This is a genomic window from Streptomyces canarius (assembly GCF_014650735.1).
Lineage (GTDB): Bacteria > Actinomycetota > Actinomycetes > Streptomycetales > Streptomycetaceae > Streptomyces > Streptomyces olivaceoviridis.
This window is the reverse complement of the sequence record NZ_BMVN01000021.1, coordinates 11,892-30,007: the sequence shown is the minus strand read 5'-3', so window position 1 is coordinate 30,007 and position 18,116 is coordinate 11,892. Positions and strand designations below refer to the sequence as shown.

The window sequence follows — 18,116 nt, the reverse complement described above, 5'->3', positions numbered from 1 at the left end:
TCAGGGGACCACTCGGTACAGGATCTGGCCGCCCGGACCGACGGCCGTCCTGTGGAGCCACGGTGCCTCGCTGCCCCCCACGACCCACTTCACCCCGTACTCCCGCAGGATCCCCCGCCGTTCCGCGACGCCCGCCGCCGGCGAGAAGTACCGCTCCACCGCGGCCTCCCTCCGCCCGGCGTCCGGAAGGAAGAAATCCGGGTACCCGGGCGCCACGGTGTACGGACCGTACGCGGGGATCTGCCGGGCCGGGAACCTGCGCGCCATCACCACGTCCCCGTACCGCACCCCCGCCCGCATGATCCACTGGTAACCCGCCCACGGCGTCCGGTACTTCGCCGCGACCACCCCGGGCAGCGCGCCCCGCGGCACCGCGTACCCGAGTGTCCCGGCCTGCGTCCACGCCCCCACCGCCAGCGCGGCGAGCAGCACGCACGCCCACCCCCGCCGCACCAGGTCCCGCCCCGCCGACACCGCCTCCAGCGCCGCCGCGAGCTGCGCCGGGATCAGCGCGGCGGGCAGGGCGCGGCCCCAGGAGTAGTGGCCGGTCAGGCCCCCCGCCGCGAACACCAGCGCGCCGAACAGGAAGAAGAGGGCGAGGGGGTCGCGGTGGTCCCTGCGCAGGCGGAGGCCCAGCGCCACCACCCCGAGCAGCACCAGCCCGAACCGCCCGGCCAGGTGCTGGTACAGCGGCCGGTGGACGGCCTCCAGGTCCGCGCCCGCGGAGAACAGCGCGAAGAAGTCGTAGTACGGCCAGAGCCACAGCACCAGCAGGCCCAGGAGCAACCCGGTGCCCAGCCGGAGCAGCACCCCGCGCGCCGGCCGCGCCGCGAGCACCATCGCCAGCCCGCCCAACGAGGCCACCACGCCGGTGAACTGGTGGCACAGCAGGATCACCGCCCACAGCGCACCCAGCCCCAGGCACGCGCCCCACGTCACCTCCCCGCGCACCGTCCGCGTCAGCCAGGCCCAGAAGTGGAAGGTGAGCCCGAGCGCGAACACGCTGGGGTACGACACCGTCAGCGCGAGGGAGTTCAGCCCGAGGAAGCCGCTCCAGTTGAACAGCAGCGGCCCCCAGAGGAGGACCAGGCTCAGGAAGGCCAGCGCGGGGGCGGCGCGGTGGCCGCTCAGCGTACGGACGTAGCGTCGGACGCCCGTCACCAGCAGGCCCAGCCCGGTGAGCGCGGCCAGGCGCAGCACCACGAAGACCGACAGGCCCGTCAGCTTGGCGACGGTGCCGAGCAACAGCATCCAGGGCGAGTGGTACGGGCTCGGCGTGTCGGCGTCGACCAGCGGGTTGCCGGGATGCAGCAGGCTGTGCCGGAAGCGCTGGACCGTAGCCGCGTGCATGCCGAGGTCGCCCGCCCACGGCAGGCGGACGACGACACACAACATCAGCACCACGACGAGCGCGGCGGCGACCTGCGGCAGCTCACGGCCCACGCGCGACGCGGAGCCTCCCGGTGGTGCCGTACGGCCCACCTGTTCGGTGTCAGACGGCGCGGTGTGCACACGCCGACCCTATCCGAACCATCGCGAAGAGCAGGAAAAGGTAAATTCGGCGCACGTTCCGGACGAGAAACGGGCAAGAAGAAGGGCGCCCCGGGGACCGTCTCCCCGGGGCGCCCTTCCTTGCCGTACGGCTACGAGTGCGTCCGCAGCAGCGTCCGCATCGTGCGCATCGCCACCGACAGGTTGGCGAGGTCGAACGAGTCCGAGCTGCGGATCTCGTCCAGCGTGGTGCGGGCACGGCCCAGAAGCGCGCTGTTCTTCTGCTCCCACGCCTTGAACCGCTGCTCCGGCGTCGAGGTGCCGTTGCCCACCGCGAGGACGTCCGCGGTGAGGGCCGCGTGCGCCGCGTACAGGTCCTCACGGATGGAGGCGCGGGCCATGGACTGCCAGCGGTCGGCGCGCGGCAGCTCGATGATGCGGTCCATGAGCTGGGTGATGTCCAGCCGGTCGGCGAGGTCGTAGTAGACCTCGGCGACGTCCAGCGGCTCCTTGTCCATGCGGTCGGCCACCGACACGATGTCGAGCGTCGGGAAGGCGGAGGAGAAACCGGCCACGCGGGTGGCGAGTTCGTCCGGGACGCCGGCCGCGGACAGCTCGTCGTACACGTGCTGGTACCACTCCACGTCCGCGCCGCGCAGCAGCTTCGGCAGCTCCTGCCAGACCCGCTCGACCCGCTCGGCGAAGAACTCCACCGTCTCGGCGAGCTGGAGCGGCTGCGGCCGGTTGTTCAGCAGCCAGCGGGTGCCGCGCTCGACCAGGCGGCGCGAGTGCAGGCGGATGCGGGTCTGGACGCCCGCGTCGACCTGGTTGTCCAGGCCCTCGACGGCGTCCCACACGGGCGCCGAACGGAAGATCGCGCGGGCCGCGGTCTGGGCGCGGACGATCTCCTCCAGGGAGGCGCCGGTCTCCTCACGCAGCCGGTGCAGATACGTCGTACCGCCCGTGTTGACCGTGTCGTTGACCAGCACGGTCGTGGTGATCTCGCGGCGCAGCGGGTGGTTGTCGATCGCGTCGGCGAACCGCTCGCGCAGCGCCGTCGGGAAGTACGCGTGCAGCAGTCCGCGCAGGTACGGGTCGTCCGGCAGCGAGGTGTGCAGCAGTTCCTCGGCGACCGTGATCTTCGTGTACGCGAGCACGACGGCGGTCTCCGGGCTGGTCAGCCCCTGGCCCTGGGCGAGGCGCTCGCGGATCTGCCGGTCGGTGGGCAGGAACTCCAGCGCCCGGTCCAGGTGGCCCTCGCGCACCAGGTGGCGGATGAACCGCTGCTGGGCGTGGAGCATGTCCTTCGCCTGGAACAGGGCGTTGGCGAGGGCGGTGTTCTGCGCGTAGTTGTTGCGCAGGACCAGCGCGCCGACCTCGTCGGTCATCTCGGCGAGCAGCTTGTTGCGCTGCTTGACGGTCATGTCGCCGTCCGCGACCAGGCCGTTCAGCAGGATCTTGATGTTCACCTCGTGGTCGGAGGTGTCCACACCGGCGCTGTTGTCGATCGCGTCGGTGTTGATCTTGCCGCCGTGCAGGGCGAACTCGATCCGGCCGAGCTGGGTCAGGCCCAGGTTGCCGCCCTCGCCGACGACCTTGACCCGCAGGTCCTGGCCGTCGACGCGGATGGCGTCGTTGGCCTTGTCGCCGACGTCCCCGTTCGACTCCGACGACGCCTTCACGTACGTGCCGATGCCGCCGTTCCACAGCAGGTCCACCGGCGCCGTGAGGATCGTCTTCATCAGGTCGGCCGGGGTCATCTTGGTGACCTTGCCCTCGATGCCCAGCGCCTCGCGGATGTGGCTGTTGAGCGGGATCGACTTGGCCGTGCGCGGGTAGATGCCGCCGCCCGCCGACAGCAGCTCGGTGTTGTAGTCGGCCCAGCTGGAGCGGGGCAGCTCGAACAGGCGGCGGCGCTCGGCGTAGGAGACGGCCGCGTCCGGGGTGGGGTCGATGAAGATGTGCCGGTGGTCGAAGGCGGCGACCAGACGGATGTGCTCGGACAGCAGCATGCCGTTGCCGAACACGTCACCGGACATGTCGCCGATGCCGACGACCGTGAAGTCCTCGCTCTGCGTGTCCACGCCCAGCTCGCGGAAGTGCCGCTTGACGGACTCCCAGGCGCCGCGCGCGGTGATGCCCATGCCCTTGTGGTCGTAACCGGCGGAGCCGCCGGAGGCGAAGGCGTCGCCGAGCCAGAAGCTGTAGGTGTTCGCGACCTCGTTGGCGATGTCCGAGAAGGTCGCGGTGCCCTTGTCCGCGGCGACCACCAGGTAGGTGTCGTCACCGTCGTGCCGGACCACGTCCCGCGGCGGCACGACCTCGCCGGCCACCATGTTGTCGGTGATGTCGAGCAGCGCGGAGATGAACGTCTTGTAGCTGGCGATGCCCTCGGCGAGCCAGGCGTCGCGGTCCACGCTCGGGTCGGGCAGCTGCTTGGCGACGAAGCCGCCCTTGGCGCCGACCGGCACGATGACGGTGTTCTTCACCATCTGCGCCTTGACCAGGCCGAGGATCTCGGTACGGAAGTCCTCGCGCCGGTCGGACCAGCGCAGGCCCCCTCGGGCGACCTTGCCGAAGCGCAGGTGCACGCCCTCCACGCGCGGCGAGTACACCCAGATCTCGTACGCCGGGCGCGGCGCGGGCAGGTCCGGGATGGCCTGCGGGTCGAACTTCATGGAGACGTAGTCGTGCGGCCGGCCGCCGGACGCGTCCTGGAAGAAGTTCGTGCGCAGGGTCGCCTTGATGACGGTCAGGAAGGACCGCAGGATGCGGTCCTCGTCCAGGCTGGCCACCTGCTCCAGGGCCGCGTCCAGCTCCTCCAGCAGCGCGTCGGTGATCTCCACACCCGCCTGCTGCCGCTCCGGGGACATCCGGGCCTCGAACAGGGAGACGAGGAGCCGGGTGGTGTGGACGTTGTTGCGGAGGGTGTCCTCCATGTAGTCCTGCGAGAAGGTCGAGCCGGCCTGCCGCAGGTACTTGGCGTAGGCGCGCAGCACCATCGCCTGCCGCCAGGTCAGCCCCGCGCTCAGCACGAGCGCGTTGAAGCCGTCGTTCTCGGCCTGGCCGGTCCAGGTCGCGGCGAAGGCCTCCTGGAAGCGCTCGCGGGCGTCGTCGCCGAGGTACTCCCCGCCGCCCGCCGCCCTGGGCATGCGCAGACCGAAGTCGTAGATCCAGGCGGTCGTGCGGTCCGCACAGCGCAGCTCGTACGGCCGCTCGTCGGTGACCTCGACACCGAGCCGGCTCAGCACCGGCAGCACCTTGGAGAGGGAGACCGAGCCGCCCTTCTGGTAGATCTTGAAGCGGCGCTCCTCGGGCGCGGCACCCACCGGCTCGTACAGGCTCAGCGAGAAGGTCTTGTCCTCGCTGAGCTGCTCCAGGTGGACCAGGTCGGCGACCGCGGCCCGCGGGCTGTGGTCTGCCTTGTAGCCCTCGGGGAAGGCGTTGTTGTAGCGGCGCAGCACCTCGGCCGCGCGCTCCTCGCCGCACTCGGCGGTCAGCGCCTCGGCGAACGCGTCGGCCCAGGAGCGGGCCGCCTCGACCAGGCGGACCTCGATGCGCTCCTTGTCGGTGTCCGACAGCTCGGGCAGCTCGGTGCCCGGCGGGACCCGGACGACGAAGTGCAGCCGGGACAGGATCGACTCGGTGTTCCAGGCGGTGAAGTCGACGCTGATGCCGCCCAGCTCCTCCTTCAGGATGTCGATGATCCGAAGGCGCACACCGGTGGTGTAGCGGTCGCGCGGGAGGTAGACGAGGGCCGAGTAGTAGCGGCCGTACTCGTCCTGGCGCAGGTACAGCCGCAGCCGGCGGCGCTCCTGGAGGTAGAGCACGCTCGTGGCGATGGACTGGAGTTCCGCGACGGGCGTCTGGAACAGCTCGTCGCGCGGGTAGGTCTCCAGGATCTGGAGCAGGTCGCGGCCGTCATGGCTGTTGGGCGAGAACCCAGCGCGCTCCAGCACCTCGTCCACCTTGCGGCGGATGACCGGAACGCGGCGCACGGACTCCGTGTACGCGGCGGAGGAGAACAGACCGAGGAAGCGCCGCTCACCGACGACGTTGCCGTCCGCGTCGAACTTCTTGACGCCGATGTAGTCCAGGTACGACGGCCGGTGCACGGTGGCCCGGCTGTTGGCCTTGGTCAGCACGAGCAGCTTGTGCTCGCGCGCCTTGGCCCGGGCGTCCGCCGGGAGACGCTCGAAGGAGGGGCTGACCGGGTGCTGGTCGTCCTCGGCGTGGTGCGGGTCCGAACGCAGTATGCCGAGACCGGTGCCGGGCACGGCGGCGAGCGTGTCGTCGTCGCGCAGCTGGTACTCGCGGTAGCCGAGGAAGGTGAAGTGGTCGTCGGCCAGCCAGTGCAGCAGCTCGCGGGCCTCCTCGGCCTCCGGCCCGGGCAGGTCGCCGGGGACGGGCTCGCCCTCCAGGCCGTCGGCGATCCGGATCGCCGACTCCCGCATCTTCTCCCAGTCCTCGACGGCCTCGCGGACGTCGGACAGCACGCGCAGCAGGTCGGCGGTGATCTGCTTCAGGTCGGCGCGGTCGGTCTCGCGGTCGATCTCGACGTGGATCCAGGACTCGACGTGCGTGTCGTGCGGGAGGTCGCCGGTGAGCCCGGCGGACTGGGCCGGCAGCACCTCGATCAGCTTGCCGGTCAGGTCCCGCCGCACGACGAACTGCGGGTGGATCACGACGTGGATGCCGCGCCCCTGCCGGGTCAGCTCATTGGTGACCGAGTCCACGAGGAAGGGCATGTCGTCGGTGACGACCTCCACGACGGTGTGGCTGCACGTCCACCCGTTCTCCTCCACCGTCGGGGTGTGCACCCGGACGTTCGCGGTGCCCTGGGGGCGGGTCTCGGCGAGACGGTAGTGCGAGACCGCGGCGCCGAAGACGTCGACCGGGTCGCGGTCGGCGAGGTCTTCCGGGGCGGTGTGCAGGTAGTAGCGCTGGAGGAACGCGAGCACGGATTCGCTGTCCGGGGTGCCGGGGGTGCCCTCGCTCGTCGTCCCGGTCGGTAGGTGCCCCCCGACCGGGCTGTTCTCAGCTACCCGGGCGGCCCGTTCGAGCAGCTCGGCCTTGGCTTCGTCCAGCTTGGTCTGCATTGTCCTCTGGCTCCTGTCGCGCGCCGTTGCGTGACGTAGAAGGAAGTACGGTCTCTTTCCCTCCGGCTCGACGCCACGGCCCGGGGTGTCCGGTCCGATCCGACGCTATGCCGCGAGGTGAGATGAGCGGGGGGAATTCGGCCATTCTCGGCACGTCCGTGGAGTGTGACGCTGCTCTCGGCACCGCCGTGTCCCGGGCCGCACTCGGCGTCCTGGAGGCGTCCGCGCCCCCGTCCCGCCCGCGAGGACCAGCGACCGCGGCCCGGTCACGGAGGTGTTCCGTGCAACCCGGGCGCAGGGCAGGAGCAGGATCGCCCCCGCGAGATATCGCGCTGATCACGCCACAAGGCTATCGCCACTTACCCCGGGCCCGTCATGAGCCGTATGTGTACAAAACCGAGGGGCGAAGTTTGACGTTCTGCACAGCGGCGGGGCGGGGGCGGGTGGCGTAACCGACGGCCGGCCGACGGCCGGTTCCCGTCCGGGTCACCCGGTCGCGCCCCCGTGCCCGTGGTCGCACCCTGAAAAGCGCCGGGCCCTCTTGGCAAGGGGCGCCCGGCGGAGGCACGGTGCCCAGGACACTGTGCGGAGTCTCCCCGGAGGAGCCGACATGCCCACCAAGATCCTCATCGTCACCGGCGACGCGGCGGAGTCCCTGGAGGTGCTCTACCCCTACCAGCGGCTGCGCGAAGAAGGCTACGACGTCCACATCGCCGCCCTGACCCGCAAGACCCTCCGCTTCGTCGTGCACGACTTCGAACCCGGTTTCGACACCTACACCGAGAAGCCCGGCTACACCTGGCCCGCCGACCTGGCCTTCTCCGAGGTCGACCCGGGCGACTACGCGGCCCTCGTCATCCCCGGCGGCCGGGCCCCGGAGTATCTGCGCAACGACCCCGAACTGCGCAAGATCCTCAAGGCCTTCTTCGACGCCGACAAGCCGGTCGCCCAGATCTGCCACGGCCCGCTGCTCACCGCGGCGATCGACTCGCTGCGGGGCCGCCGGGTCACGGCCTACCCGGCGCTGGAGCCGGACATGCAGGCAGCCGGCGCGGGCTTCCAGGACGCCGAGGCGGTCGTCGACGGCACCCTGGTCTCCTCCCGCGCCTGGCCGGACCATCCGGCGTGGATGCGGGAGTTCCTGAAGGTGCTCCGCTCCAAGGCACCGGTGAGCTGAGAGACGTCGGCCTGGCGCCGTCGGGCTCGCGGTACACCGGCGGCGTCAGGTCCACGCTCGCGGTACACCGGCTGCTTCGGGTCCGCGGTCGGGGCACGCCGTCGGCGTCAGTCCGCGCTCGCGGCACGCCGCCGGCTTCGGGTCCGCGGTCGGGGCACGCCGTCGGCGTCAGTCCGCACTCGCGGCACGCCGCCAGGCGTCGGGTCGCTGTGGCCGGTCGCGCGGATCCCCGCGCCCCGGGGAGCCGCAGCTGTCGGCATGGCACGCCCTCTCCTGGTCGGCCACAGCGCCCGGCGCCCTCGCGGACCCGCCCCGCGCCCCGCAGGGCTACGCCGCCATCCTCCGTGCCTCGGCCACCGCCTCGGCCAACGTGTCCACCACCGGCACCCCCACCCCCTCCAGGCTCACCCGGCTGTGCGACCCCCCGCTGTACAGCACGGCCCGCGCCCCCACGTGCCGCGCGGCGACCGCGTCGTCCGCCGCGTCCCCGATGACCACGGTCCGCTCGGGCGCCACCCTCCCCGCCAGCGCCTGAAGATGCCGCACCATGTGCTCGGCCTTGCTGCCACCGGACGGTCCCGTACGCCCGTCGACCCGTATGAAGTGCGCCTCGATCCCGAAGCCCCGCACCAGCGGCACCAGGTCCTCGTGCCCGTACATGCTCAGCAACGACTGGCTGTGCCCCGCCGACCGCCACCCCGAGAGCAGGTCCTCCGCACCCTCGGTCAGCCGGCACCGCACCCGGTGCGCGGTGTAGTGGCGGTGGAAGACCCCGTCCATCAGCTCCCACTCGGCGTCGGTCGGCAGCCGGCCGAGCAGCCGCTCGTAGAACTTCGGCACCGGCACGCAGTACAGCGCCCGGTACTGCTCCAGTGTGATCGGCGCCAGCCCCAGCTCCGCGAAGGCCGCGTTCGTCGCCCCGATGATCGCGTCATTGTCGTGGAACAGCGTCCCGTTCCAGTCCCAGACGATGTGCGCGCTTCCCTGCGTCCCCATGTCCAAGACCGTACCCGCCCCCACTGACAATCAGGGCACCACCGGGATCAGCGCAGGTCAGCCCAGCCCCACCAGGCTGGGGATCTCCTGGGTGGCGTACCACAGCAGCTCGTGGTCGTCCGCCCCGTCCACGGCGAACTGCGCGTCGTCGTCCCCGCCGTCCGCCGCCTCCAGCGCGTCCGCCGCGGCGGCCACGTCCGGCTCCGCGTCCTCGGCGTCGACGTGCACGGAGGCCGCCTTCGCGAGCGGCACCGCGACCCGCACGGTGACCTCGCCGAGCGCGGCGGGTTCGAGCGCGCGGTCCGGGTCGACGCTCGCGGCGCCGTCGGGCACGTCCACGGCGACCACGACCCGGCGCCGTACCGCGTCCGGGTCCGCCGCGAGCAGCCGCAGCGAGGCCAGCGCGGCCCGGCTGAGCGCGGCGTACTCCAGCTCCTCGACGTCCTCGGAGAGGTACCACTCGCGCAGCGCGGGCGTGACGGCGTACGCGACGAAGGGGCCGGTCCCCAGCTCACCCGTCTTGTACGCCTCGGCGAGAGCGGGGAGGGTCACGGGGACGTAGACGCGCATGCTGGCCGCTCTTTCCTGTTCCTGGTCAAAGGCTCCGCTGGGGCCCCGGGGAGGGCGGCTGGCGCGTCTCCCGGAGGGCCTTCAGGATACGTGCGGCCGTCCCCCTTCGGGCCCCTGCCCGCACCCGCGGAGGCGTCCACTCCAGGCCGTCGATTCACCCTCGCCGGCCGCTTGGCCCTGGGGCGCGGGGCTCCCCCGGTCCCTCGGATAGGTGAACATCGCCGGCTCCCCTCCCGCCCGCCGCCGCTCCTTGCCACCCTCTCCGGCGCCCCGTACAAGATCCCCACCATCCAGTTACCGCCCGGTATCCCCCGGGCCCGCCGAACGGGGACGCCCCATGAACAAGGTCATGAGCCGTACCGCCCAGCCCCACCCGCGGCACCGCCCGCCGACCCGCCGCGACTCCCGCCGCCCCGGCGGCGCCCCGCCCCGCACGCCCAGCCACCCGGCGGCCACACGGACGGTGGCCACACGGACGGCGGCGGCCCGTACGCTGCCCGGAACGGCCGTACGGCAGCCCCGGCCCACCGACCTCTTCGCCGAGCGCCTGCTGGCCGTCCTGAGCGGTCAGCGGCCCGTCCACTGGATGCTGCGGCACACCGCGGGGCGCGCCTACGACGACCTGGCCCGCCTGGCCGAACGCAGCCCCCTGCGCGCCCTCGGCTCCCGCCCCGTCGTCCAGGACATCGGCTACTACGTCCCCAGCCGGGGCGCCCTGGAGGTCTTCGCCCGCATCGCCGCCGGTGACCAGCTGCGCGCCATGGCCTTCCGCCTGGAACTGGGCAAGGACCTCCGCTGGCGCTGCACGGCGGTGGAGACGGGCACGACGTAGGGCCGGGGCGGCGCGGGCCGCTCCTCGGGCGCGGCCGGTACCCGCGCGGCTGCGGCGGCACAGGGCACCGACCAGCAGGCAACGCAGCAGGGCCGGGCCCCCGGAAGGGAACCCGGCCCTGTTCGACCGCTGAAGCGCCGCGGGCGACCGTTACTTCTTGCGGCGCCGCCCGCCCTTGGCCTGCCGGCGCCGCTCGGCCCGCGTGAGCCCGTCCGACTCGGACCGCACCGGCTCGTCCTCCTCCAGGTCACGCTCGACGATGCCGCCCTCACCGTCCACCGTCGGCGCGGAGAAGTGCAGATCCCGCCGCTGGGGAACGTCCAGCCCCTTCGCACGGATCTCGGGACGCGCGCCCGCCTGCGCCGGAACGGTGTCCTGGACGCCCTCGCCCACCGGCTGGGCCTCCTCGACCGGGACCTCCTCGACCTGCTGCTCGACCTGGACCTCCAGGTTGAACAGGTAGCCGACGGACTCCTCCTTGATGCCGTCCATCATCGCGGTGAACATGTCGAAGCCCTCGCGCTGGTACTCGACCAGCGGGTCCTTCTGCGCCATCGCGCGCAGGCCGATGCCCTCCTGGAGGTAGTCCATCTCGTAGAGGTGCTCGCGCCACTTGCGGTCCAGGACCGACAGCACGACCCGGCGCTCCAGCTCACGCATGATCTCGGAGCCGAGCTGCGCCTCGCGGGCCTCGTACTGCTGGTAGATGTCCTCCTTGATGGACTCCTCGATGAACTCGGCGGTGAGGCCGGCCCGGTCGCCGGCCGCCTCCTCCAGCTCCTCGATGGTGACCTTCACCGGGTACAGCTGCCGGAAGGCACCCCACAGCCGGTCCAGGTCCCAGTCCTCGGGGAAGCCCTCGGAGGTCTCGGCGCGCACGTACGCCTCGATGGTGTCGTCCATGAAGTGCCGGACCTGCTCGTGCAGGTCCTCGCCCTCCAGGACGCGCCGGCGCTCGCCGTAGATGACCTCGCGCTGCCGGTTGAGGACCTCGTCGTACTTCAGGACGTTCTTACGGGTCTCGAAGTTCTGCGTCTCGACCTGGGCCTGCGCGGAGGCGATGGCGCGGGTGACCATCTTGTTCTCGATCGGCACGTCGTCCGGCACGTTGGCCATCGACATCACGCGCTCGACCATCTGGGCCTTGAACAGGCGCATCAGGTCGTCGCCCAGCGACAGGTAGAAGCGGGACTCGCCCGGGTCGCCCTGACGGCCGGAACGGCCGCGCAGCTGGTTGTCGATGCGCCGCGACTCGTGCCGCTCGGTGCCGAGGACGTAGAGGCCGCCCAGCTCCTCGACCTCGTCCTTCTCCGCCTTGACGGCCTGCTCGGCCTTCTCCAGGGCGGACGGCAGGGCGGCGGCCCACTCCTCGATGTGCTCCTCGGGGTCGAGGCCGCGCTGGCGCAGCTCCGCCTCGGCGAGGTCCTCGGGGTTGCCGCCGAGCTTGATGTCCGTACCACGGCCGGCCATGTTGGTGGCCACCGTCACGGCGCCCTTGCGGCCGGCCTGGGCGACGATCTGCGCCTCGCGCTCGTGGTGCTTGGCGTTCAGCACCTCGTGCTGGATGCCGCGCTTGCTGAGCTGCTGCGAGAGGTACTCCGACTTCTCGACGGAGGTCGTGCCGACGAGGATCGGCTGGCCCTTCTCGTGCTTCTCGGCGATGTCGTCGACGACCGCCTCGAACTTGGCCACCTCGGTGCGGTAGATCAGGTCCGACTGGTCCTTGCGGACCATCGGCTTGTTGGTCGGGATCGGGACCACGCCGAGCTTGTAGATCTGGTGGAACTCGGCTGCCTCGGTCATCGCCGTACCGGTCATGCCGGAGAGCTTCTTGTAGAGGCGGAAGAAGTTCTGGAGGGTGATCGTGGCGAGCGTCTGGTTCTCGTCCTTGATGTCCACCCCTTCCTTCGCCTCGATCGCCTGGTGCATGCCCTCGTTGTAGCGGCGGCCGGCGAGGATACGGCCGGTGTGCTCGTCGACGATCATGACTTCGCCGTCGATGACGACGTAGTCCTTGTCCTTCTTGAAGAGCTCCTTGGCCTTGATGGCGTTGTTCAGGTAGCCCACGAGCGGGGTGTTCACCGACTCGTACAGGTTGTCGATGCCCAGCCAGTCCTCGACCTTGCCGACACCGGACTCGTGGATGGCGACCGTGCGCTTCTTCTCGTCGACGTCGTAGTCGCCGGTCTCCTCCATGCCCTTGAGCGGGTTGCCGGCCTCACCGCGCTTGAGGCGCGTGACCAGCTTGGCGAAGTCGCCGTACCACTTGGTGGCCTGGTCGGCCGGGCCGGAGATGATCAGCGGCGTACGGGCCTCGTCGATGAGGATGGAGTCGACCTCGTCGACGATGGCGAAGTTGTGGCCGCGCTGCACCAGCTCGTCCTTCGACCACGCCATGTTGTCGCGCAGGTAGTCGAAGCCGAACTCGTTGTTCGTGCCGTAGGTGATGTCGCACGCGTACTGCTCGCGGCGCTGGGCCGGCGTCATGTTGGCGAGGATGCAGCCGACGCTCAGGCCCAGGAACTTGTGGACGCGGCCCATCATCTCGGAGTCGCGCTCGGCCAGGTAGTCGTTGACCGTGATGAGGTGGACGCCGTCCCCGGACAGGGCGTTCAGGTACGCGGGCAGCGTGCCGACGAGGGTCTTGCCCTCACCGGTCTTCATCTCGGCCACATAGCCGAGGTGGAGCGCGGCACCGCCCATCATCTGCACGTCGTAGTGACGCTGGCCGAGGACGCGCTTGGCGGCCTCGCGGACCGTGGCGAACGCCTCGGGGAGCAGGTCGTCCAGGCTCTCACCGTCGGCGTAGCGCTGCTGGTACTCCGCGGTGAGGGCACGCAGCTCGGCGTCGGAGAGGTCGACGAAGTCCTCTTCGATGGAGTTGACCTGGTCCGCGATGCGGTGCAGCTTGCGCAGGATCTTGCCTTCGCCTGCACGCATGATCTTCGAGAGGACGGACACGGGGGCTGGTCTCCTTGCCGGTCGGGCCTGGGACGGTCGGTTTTCCTTCTGACGTACTGAGCAACGGCCATCGTATGCGAGGACCCGGCTGCGCCGGGAGGCCTGGCGACCCGACGGCTGCCTCACCCAGGACAACGGACGGGGCGACCGGATGGTGCCGCACCGGCACGGGGAATTACGCGAAACGTGATCACCCGCTCACTCATTGCGAAAATCCATGGCCGGCACGGGGCGACCCGAGCAGAATCGGGCGATGGAACCCGTCACGCTCACCACGGACCGTCTGCTGCTGCGCCCGGTCGGCCCCGCCGACACCGACGCGGTGTACGCGGCGGCGCAGGACCCCGACATCCAGCGCTGGACGCTGGTCCCCTCGCCCTATCTCCCGGAGCACGCGATCGGCTTCACGGAGCAGATCGTCCCGGACGGCTGGTCGCAGGGCTCGACGTTCACCTTCGGCGTCTTCCTCACGGCCGGCGAGCTGGTCGCCATGCTCGCCCTGACGATGCGCTCACTGGGCACGGCCGAGGTCGGCTTCTGGGCGGCCAAGGAACACCGCGGCAACGGATACGTCGCGGAGGCCACGCTCACCGCCTGCCGGTGGATCTTCACCGAGGTGGGCGTCGACCGTGTCGAATGGCGGGCCGAGGTCGGCAACCACGCCTCCCGCGCGGTCGCCGAACGCGCGGGCTTCACCATCGAGGGCACCCTGCGCTCCGGCCTCAACAACAAGGGCGTGCGCCGCGACTGCTGGGTCGGCTCCCTGCTCCCCTCCGACCTGGGCCTGCCCTCCACGGCCCCGTACCTGCCTGCGCGTTCCTGAGCCCGTTCGCCGTTCCCGAGGGAACGGACAACTCGTCGCGGGCTGTCAGTGGCACCCTCTATCGTCCGACGCATGACGACCCTTCCGCGCCCGACCACCACTCTCACCGCGGACGACGCCCGCCGGATCGCCCTGCGGGCCCAGGGCCTGCTCGGCGCGCCCGACCGGCGCGCGGGCGTCCGCGGGGTGCTGCGCCACCTCGGCGCGGTCCAGCTCGACACGATCTCGGTGCTCGCCCGCTCCCATGAACTGGTGCCCTACGCCCGGCTGGGCGCGGTCGGCCGCAAGGCCGTGGAGGCCGCGTACTGGACGGACGCCCACGCCTTCGAGTACTGGTCGCACGCGGCCTGCATCCTCCCCATCGAGGAGTGGCCGCACTTCGCCTTCCGCCGCCGCGCCTACCGGGACCGGCCTCACTGGCACCACGAACTCCCCGACGGCGCCTACGACCAGGTCATCAAGCAGCTCCGCGCGGAGGGCCCGCTGACCGCCACCGAACTGGGCGGCGCGAAGAAGACGAACGACTGGTGGGACTGGTCGGGCACGAAGGTCGCCGTGGAGCGCGCGCTGATGTACGGCGAGGTGGTGTGCGTGGAGCGGCGCGGCTGGAAGCGGGTGTACGACCTGGCCGAGCGGGCGGTCCCGGCCACGCTGCTCCACGACGAGCTGGACGACTCCGAGTGCCTGCGCCGTCTGGTCCGGCTGGCGGGCGAGTCGCTCGGGGTCGGCACGCGCGCGGACATCGCCGACTACCACCGTCTCAAGGCCGAGCAGGTCGACGCGGTGATCGCGGACTCGGGCCTGGTGCCGGTCGAGGTCGAGGGCTGGGGCAAGCCGGCCTGGGCGGACCCGGCGGCCCTGGCGACGCCGCCGCGCGGCCGGCACCGCACCACGCTGCTGTCGCCGTTCGACTCGCTGATCTGGGAGCGGGCGCGCACGGAGCGGATCTTCGGCTTCACCCACCGGCTGGAGGCGTACGTCCCCAGGCCCAAGCGGGTCCACGGCTACTTCGCGATGCCGGTGCTCGCGGGCGGCCGGCTGGTCGGGCGTGTCGACCCGGCCCGGGAGGGCCGCACGCTGGTGGCCAAGCAGGTCACCCTGGACGGACCGAAGGCGGTCCCGGCGGTGGCCCGGGCGCTGGTCGAGGCGGCGACATGGGTGAGCTGCACCGACGTCCGCGTCGAGCGCGTGGACGCACCCGAGCTGCGCGAGCCCCTGACCAGGGAACTCGCCGGGCTGCTCGGATAGGCGCTAGCGGATCTCCAGGATCTTCTCCCGCATCGCGTAGACCACGGCCTCCATCCGGGAGTGCAGTTGCAGCTTCTCCAGGATGTTGCGGACGTGGTTCTTCACGGTGTTCTCGGAGATGAACAGCTCCTTGGCGATGTCCCGGTTGTTCATGCCCGTGGCGACGAGCTTGAGGACCTCCAGCTCCCGGTCGGTCAGCCGGGGCGCGGGCACCAGCCGGCGCTCGTCGGTGCGCTGGATCATCGACTTGAACTCGGTGAGGAGTTTCGACGCCATCGACGGGCTGATCTGCGACTGTCCGTCGGCCACCGCGCGAATGGCGGTGGCCACCTCGTCGGTCGAGATCTCCTTGAGGAGGTATCCGGTCGCGCCCGCCTTGATCGCGTCGTAGAGGTCGGCCTCCTCGTCGCTGATCGTCAGCATGATGATCTTCGCGCTGGGGGCGACCTCCTTGATGGAGGTGCAGGCCTCGATCCCGCCGCGCTTGGGCATGCGGACGTCCATCAGCACGATGTCGGGCAGCAGGTCGGCGGCCTTGTCGACGGCCTCGGCCCCGTCGCCCGCCTCACCGACGACCTGGATGTCCTCCTCGGCCGCGAGCACGATCTCCAGGCCGCGCCGGAAGAGGGCGTGGTCGTCCACGACCAGGACTCTGATCGGCTCGCGCGACGAGCCCGCGTCCGGGCCCCTGCCGATGACATCGTCGTCGGCGCCCCCGTCCCGCATCGGTCCGAAGGTGTCCGCCATCGTTCCTCCCCCTGAAGGCTGTGGCCTGTGGTCCTGTGCCATCGCCAACCCAAGGCAGCGGCCCACCGGTTGGGCCGGTGCGGCCATGATTTCATGCCCGGGCGGCACCGAGGTGACGTGCGGGGCGCGAAGTGGTCGCACACCGGTGCCCCTGGGGGCGCACACGCGCTCCAGGGGCACCCGCACAGCTTCAGCCGGGGGGATCAGCCGCCCAGCGTGCCACCCGCCGCGGGGGGCTGCGCCTGCGCCTCCGCGACCATCGGGTCGGTGCTGAGGTGGATCACGCCGTAGTCGTAGGCGTGTCGCCGGTAGACGACGCTGGGTTCCTTCGTCTCGGAGTCGACGAACAAGTAGAAGTCGTGGCCGACCAGTTCCATCTCGTACAGGGCCTGGTCGAGCGTCATCGGGGAGGCGACGTGGGTCTTCTCGCGGACGACCAGGGGTCCCTCACCCTTGACCTCCAGCGAACCGATCTTCTTGGTCGGCACTCCGTCCGTCTCCTCCTCGTGGACGGGGAGGCCGCTGCCGTTCAGTGTCGCCGCGCCGGGGACGTGGTCGGGGACCTCTGCCGCCGAGATCCGACGTGCGCCACGGCGCGAGAACCGCTTGTCGTGCTGCTTGCGCAGCCGGGCGTCCAGCTTCTCCGCCGCCAGGTCGAGCGCCGCGTACGGATCGCTGGCCGCCGCCTCCGCCCGGATCACCGGACCGCGGGAGCGGAGCGTGATCTCCACTCGGTCACAGCGGTCGGCCTGTCGGGGGTTCGGCTCCTTGGACACCTCGACGTCGAGGCTGATCACCTTGGCATCGAGCCTCTGGATCTTCTCCAGCTTCAGCTTCTCGGCCACGTGCTTGCGGAACCGCTCGGGCACCTCGGTCTTGCGGCCCTTGACGACGATGTCCACGCAGAACTCCGTTCCCGGATCGCTCCGCTGCGTCGGCGGAGCGTCTCCCTTTCGCACCAGGTCCGGTGATCACCGGACCTCGGACTCGGTGACTTCCACCTCCTCCTCCCCCATGGGCGAGATCTCCACCCCACCGGTGCGGGTGATTGCAGAAAACCCGCGGCACGGCAATCGGATATGAGAGGTGTGGCCTGCGCCTTTCCTCACACCCGAACATATCTCGCCCGGACGGATGTCGTCACCCTCTACTGCGACGTACCTCCATTCAGGTGAATTACCCCTGTCACTAGCTGGAACGATGCACGTTGACGATCAGTTCCTGTTCATTTCGAAAGAATCGTGAGGAGCTGCGATCACGGCGGCATGGAGGATCCACCGCAGGGCGTTCGGCACCGCATTTTCCGGTGCACTATGCACCGACTCCCTTCTCCCCGGCGGCGCACCGATCCATCGTTCCTCCCTACCTTCCCGAGTTGCGGCCTCATACACGGCCGTCCTGCCCTCGGGACGGGTCAGGGCCGCCTCCCGCAGGGCCCGCGCCGCCTCCGCGAGGCTGGCGCCCGTCGTCATCAGGTCATCGACGAGCACGACGGGGCCCGCGCCGAGCAGCCGGCCGCCTCCCGGACCGACCTCCAGCGCCCCGGCCAGGTTCTCCAGACGCCGCCGCGCGTCCAGCCCCGCCTGGTCGGCCACGGCCCGCCGCTGGCGCAGCACAGCCGCCACCCGGGCCGCCGTCCCGGTGCGCCGCAGCTCGCCCGCCGCCGCGAGCGCCATCCGCCGCACCGGATCGTGCCCACGCGCCCGCACGGCCCACCGCGCCGAGGGCACGGGAACCAGCAGCACGGGCCCGCGCCCCGGCCACCCGGCCGACCCGGCGCCGACGTGGGCACCGCGGTCCGCGCCGGCGTGGGCACCGCAGTCCGCGGCCAGGCTCGCCCGCACGGCTCCCGCCAGCGCCGTGCCCAGCGCTCCCGTGAGCGTCAGCGCGCCCCGTTCCTTGTGCGCGAGCAGCAGCGCGCGCACCTCGGCCGCGTAGGGAGCCACCGCGTGCACCACCGGCAGCCCGGCCGGCTCCGGCACCGGCCGCACCCGCCGCGCCGCGCTCCCGTGCAGCGTGGCCCGGCACCGCGGGCAGAGCGCCGTACAAGGTGCGCCGCAGCCCGCGCAGTCGGCCGGCAGCACCAGGTCGGTGAGGTCCTGCCACCACCCCCGCATGACCACCACTGTGCCAACGCGACCGCGGGTCGGCCACCCCTGTGGACAACGCCCT

12 protein-coding genes are annotated in these 18,116 nt (G+C 71.2%); 4 read left to right on the top strand and 8 right to left on the bottom strand.

Annotation, left to right across the window (positions count from 1 at the left end; all coding sequences use genetic code 11):
* Both IE294_RS26780 and IE294_RS26775 read right to left on the bottom strand, forming a co-directional pair.
* On the bottom strand, window positions 1-1,395 hold the full coding sequence (locus tag IE294_RS26780; protein WP_229917362.1) for a hypothetical protein: 1,395 nt from the start codon (window positions 1,393-1,395) through the stop codon (window positions 1-3).
* A 248-nt stretch (window positions 1,396-1,643) separates the two neighbouring features.
* The gene (locus tag IE294_RS26775) at window positions 1,644-6,590 is read right to left on the bottom strand and encodes an NAD-glutamate dehydrogenase (RefSeq protein ID WP_189890281.1); all 4,947 of its coding nucleotides are present in this window, start codon (window positions 6,588-6,590) and stop codon (window positions 1,644-1,646) included.
* A gap of 610 nt (window positions 6,591-7,200) precedes the next feature.
* Here IE294_RS26775 and IE294_RS26770 point away from each other — a divergent pair.
* On the top strand, window positions 7,201-7,767 hold the full coding sequence (locus IE294_RS26770; protein ID WP_189890279.1) for a DJ-1/PfpI family protein: 567 nt from the start codon (window positions 7,201-7,203) through the stop codon (window positions 7,765-7,767).
* A 327-nt stretch (window positions 7,768-8,094) separates the two neighbouring features.
* On the opposite strand, the gene IE294_RS26765 is transcribed toward IE294_RS26770, so the two are convergent.
* Both IE294_RS26765 and IE294_RS26760 read right to left on the bottom strand, forming a co-directional pair.
* Window positions 8,095-8,763: an HAD family hydrolase gene (locus IE294_RS26765; protein WP_189890277.1), complete on the bottom strand. Its 669-nt coding sequence runs from the start codon at window positions 8,761-8,763 to the stop codon at window positions 8,095-8,097.
* 57 nt (window positions 8,764-8,820) lie between these two features.
* Window positions 8,821-9,333 (bottom strand): DUF6912 family protein, encoded by a 513-nt coding sequence (locus IE294_RS26760; protein ID WP_189890275.1) that lies wholly within the window; start codon window positions 9,331-9,333, stop codon window positions 8,821-8,823.
* Window positions 9,334-9,670: 337 nt separating this feature from the next.
* On the opposite strand from IE294_RS26760, the gene IE294_RS26755 reads away from it, so the two are divergent.
* Window positions 9,671-10,165, top strand: coding sequence for an Rv3235 family protein (locus IE294_RS26755; protein WP_189890272.1), 495 nt, complete (start codon window positions 9,671-9,673; stop codon window positions 10,163-10,165).
* Window positions 10,166-10,315: 150 nt separating this feature from the next.
* Here the strand turns inward: IE294_RS26755 and secA are convergent, their stop codons facing one another.
* Complete coding sequence (secA, locus tag IE294_RS26750; protein WP_189890270.1) at window positions 10,316-13,126, bottom strand: preprotein translocase subunit SecA; 2,811 nt, start codon at window positions 13,124-13,126, stop codon at window positions 10,316-10,318.
* A gap of 253 nt (window positions 13,127-13,379) precedes the next feature.
* Here secA and IE294_RS26745 point away from each other — a divergent pair, with 253 nt between their 5' ends.
* On the top strand, window positions 13,380-13,949 hold the full coding sequence (locus IE294_RS26745) for a GNAT family N-acetyltransferase (RefSeq protein ID WP_189890268.1): 570 nt from the start codon (window positions 13,380-13,382) through the stop codon (window positions 13,947-13,949).
* Window positions 13,950-14,021: 72 nt separating this feature from the next.
* Window positions 14,022-15,197, top strand: a complete 1,176-nt coding sequence (locus IE294_RS26740; RefSeq protein ID WP_189890266.1) for a winged helix-turn-helix domain-containing protein — start codon at window positions 14,022-14,024, stop codon at window positions 15,195-15,197.
* Window positions 15,198-15,200: 3 nt separating this feature from the next.
* Here the strand turns inward: IE294_RS26740 and IE294_RS26735 are convergent, their stop codons facing one another.
* The 3 genes from IE294_RS26735 to IE294_RS26725 form a co-directional block, all read right to left on the bottom strand.
* Window positions 15,201-15,944: a response regulator gene (locus IE294_RS26735; RefSeq protein ID WP_189813663.1), complete on the bottom strand. Its 744-nt coding sequence runs from the start codon at window positions 15,942-15,944 to the stop codon at window positions 15,201-15,203.
* A 203-nt stretch (window positions 15,945-16,147) separates the two neighbouring features.
* Window positions 16,148-16,846: a ribosome hibernation-promoting factor, HPF/YfiA family gene (hpf, locus tag IE294_RS26730; RefSeq protein WP_189813664.1), complete on the bottom strand. Its 699-nt coding sequence runs from the start codon at window positions 16,844-16,846 to the stop codon at window positions 16,148-16,150.
* A 312-nt stretch (window positions 16,847-17,158) separates the two neighbouring features.
* On the bottom strand, window positions 17,159-18,061 hold the full coding sequence (locus IE294_RS26725) for a ComF family protein (protein ID WP_189890264.1): 903 nt from the start codon (window positions 18,059-18,061) through the stop codon (window positions 17,159-17,161).
* Window positions 18,062-18,116 lie beyond the last annotated feature (55 nt).

Excerpts from the sequence above, each read along its gene's own strand:
- IE294_RS26780 (WP_229917362.1), bottom strand. The coding sequence starts at position 1,395 with ATGTTGTGTGTCGTCGTCCGCCTGCCGTGGGCGGGCGACCTCGGCATG.
- IE294_RS26775 (WP_189890281.1), bottom strand. The coding sequence starts at position 6,590 with ATGCAGACCAAGCTGGACGAAGCCAAGGCCGAGCTGCTCGAACGGGCC.
- IE294_RS26770 (WP_189890279.1), top strand. The coding sequence starts at position 7,201 with ATGCCCACCAAGATCCTCATCGTCACCGGCGACGCGGCGGAGTCCCTG.
- IE294_RS26765 (WP_189890277.1), bottom strand. The coding sequence starts at position 8,763 with ATGGGGACGCAGGGAAGCGCGCACATCGTCTGGGACTGGAACGGGACG.
- IE294_RS26760 (WP_189890275.1), bottom strand. The coding sequence starts at position 9,333 with ATGCGCGTCTACGTCCCCGTGACCCTCCCCGCTCTCGCCGAGGCGTAC.
- IE294_RS26755 (WP_189890272.1), top strand. The coding sequence starts at position 9,671 with ATGAACAAGGTCATGAGCCGTACCGCCCAGCCCCACCCGCGGCACCGC.
- IE294_RS26745 (WP_189890268.1), top strand. The coding sequence starts at position 13,380 with ATGGAACCCGTCACGCTCACCACGGACCGTCTGCTGCTGCGCCCGGTC.
- IE294_RS26740 (WP_189890266.1), top strand. The coding sequence starts at position 14,022 with ATGACGACCCTTCCGCGCCCGACCACCACTCTCACCGCGGACGACGCC.
- IE294_RS26735 (WP_189813663.1), bottom strand. The coding sequence starts at position 15,944 with ATGGCGGACACCTTCGGACCGATGCGGGACGGGGGCGCCGACGACGAT.
- IE294_RS26725 (WP_189890264.1), bottom strand. The coding sequence starts at position 18,061 with ATGCGGGGGTGGTGGCAGGACCTCACCGACCTGGTGCTGCCGGCCGAC.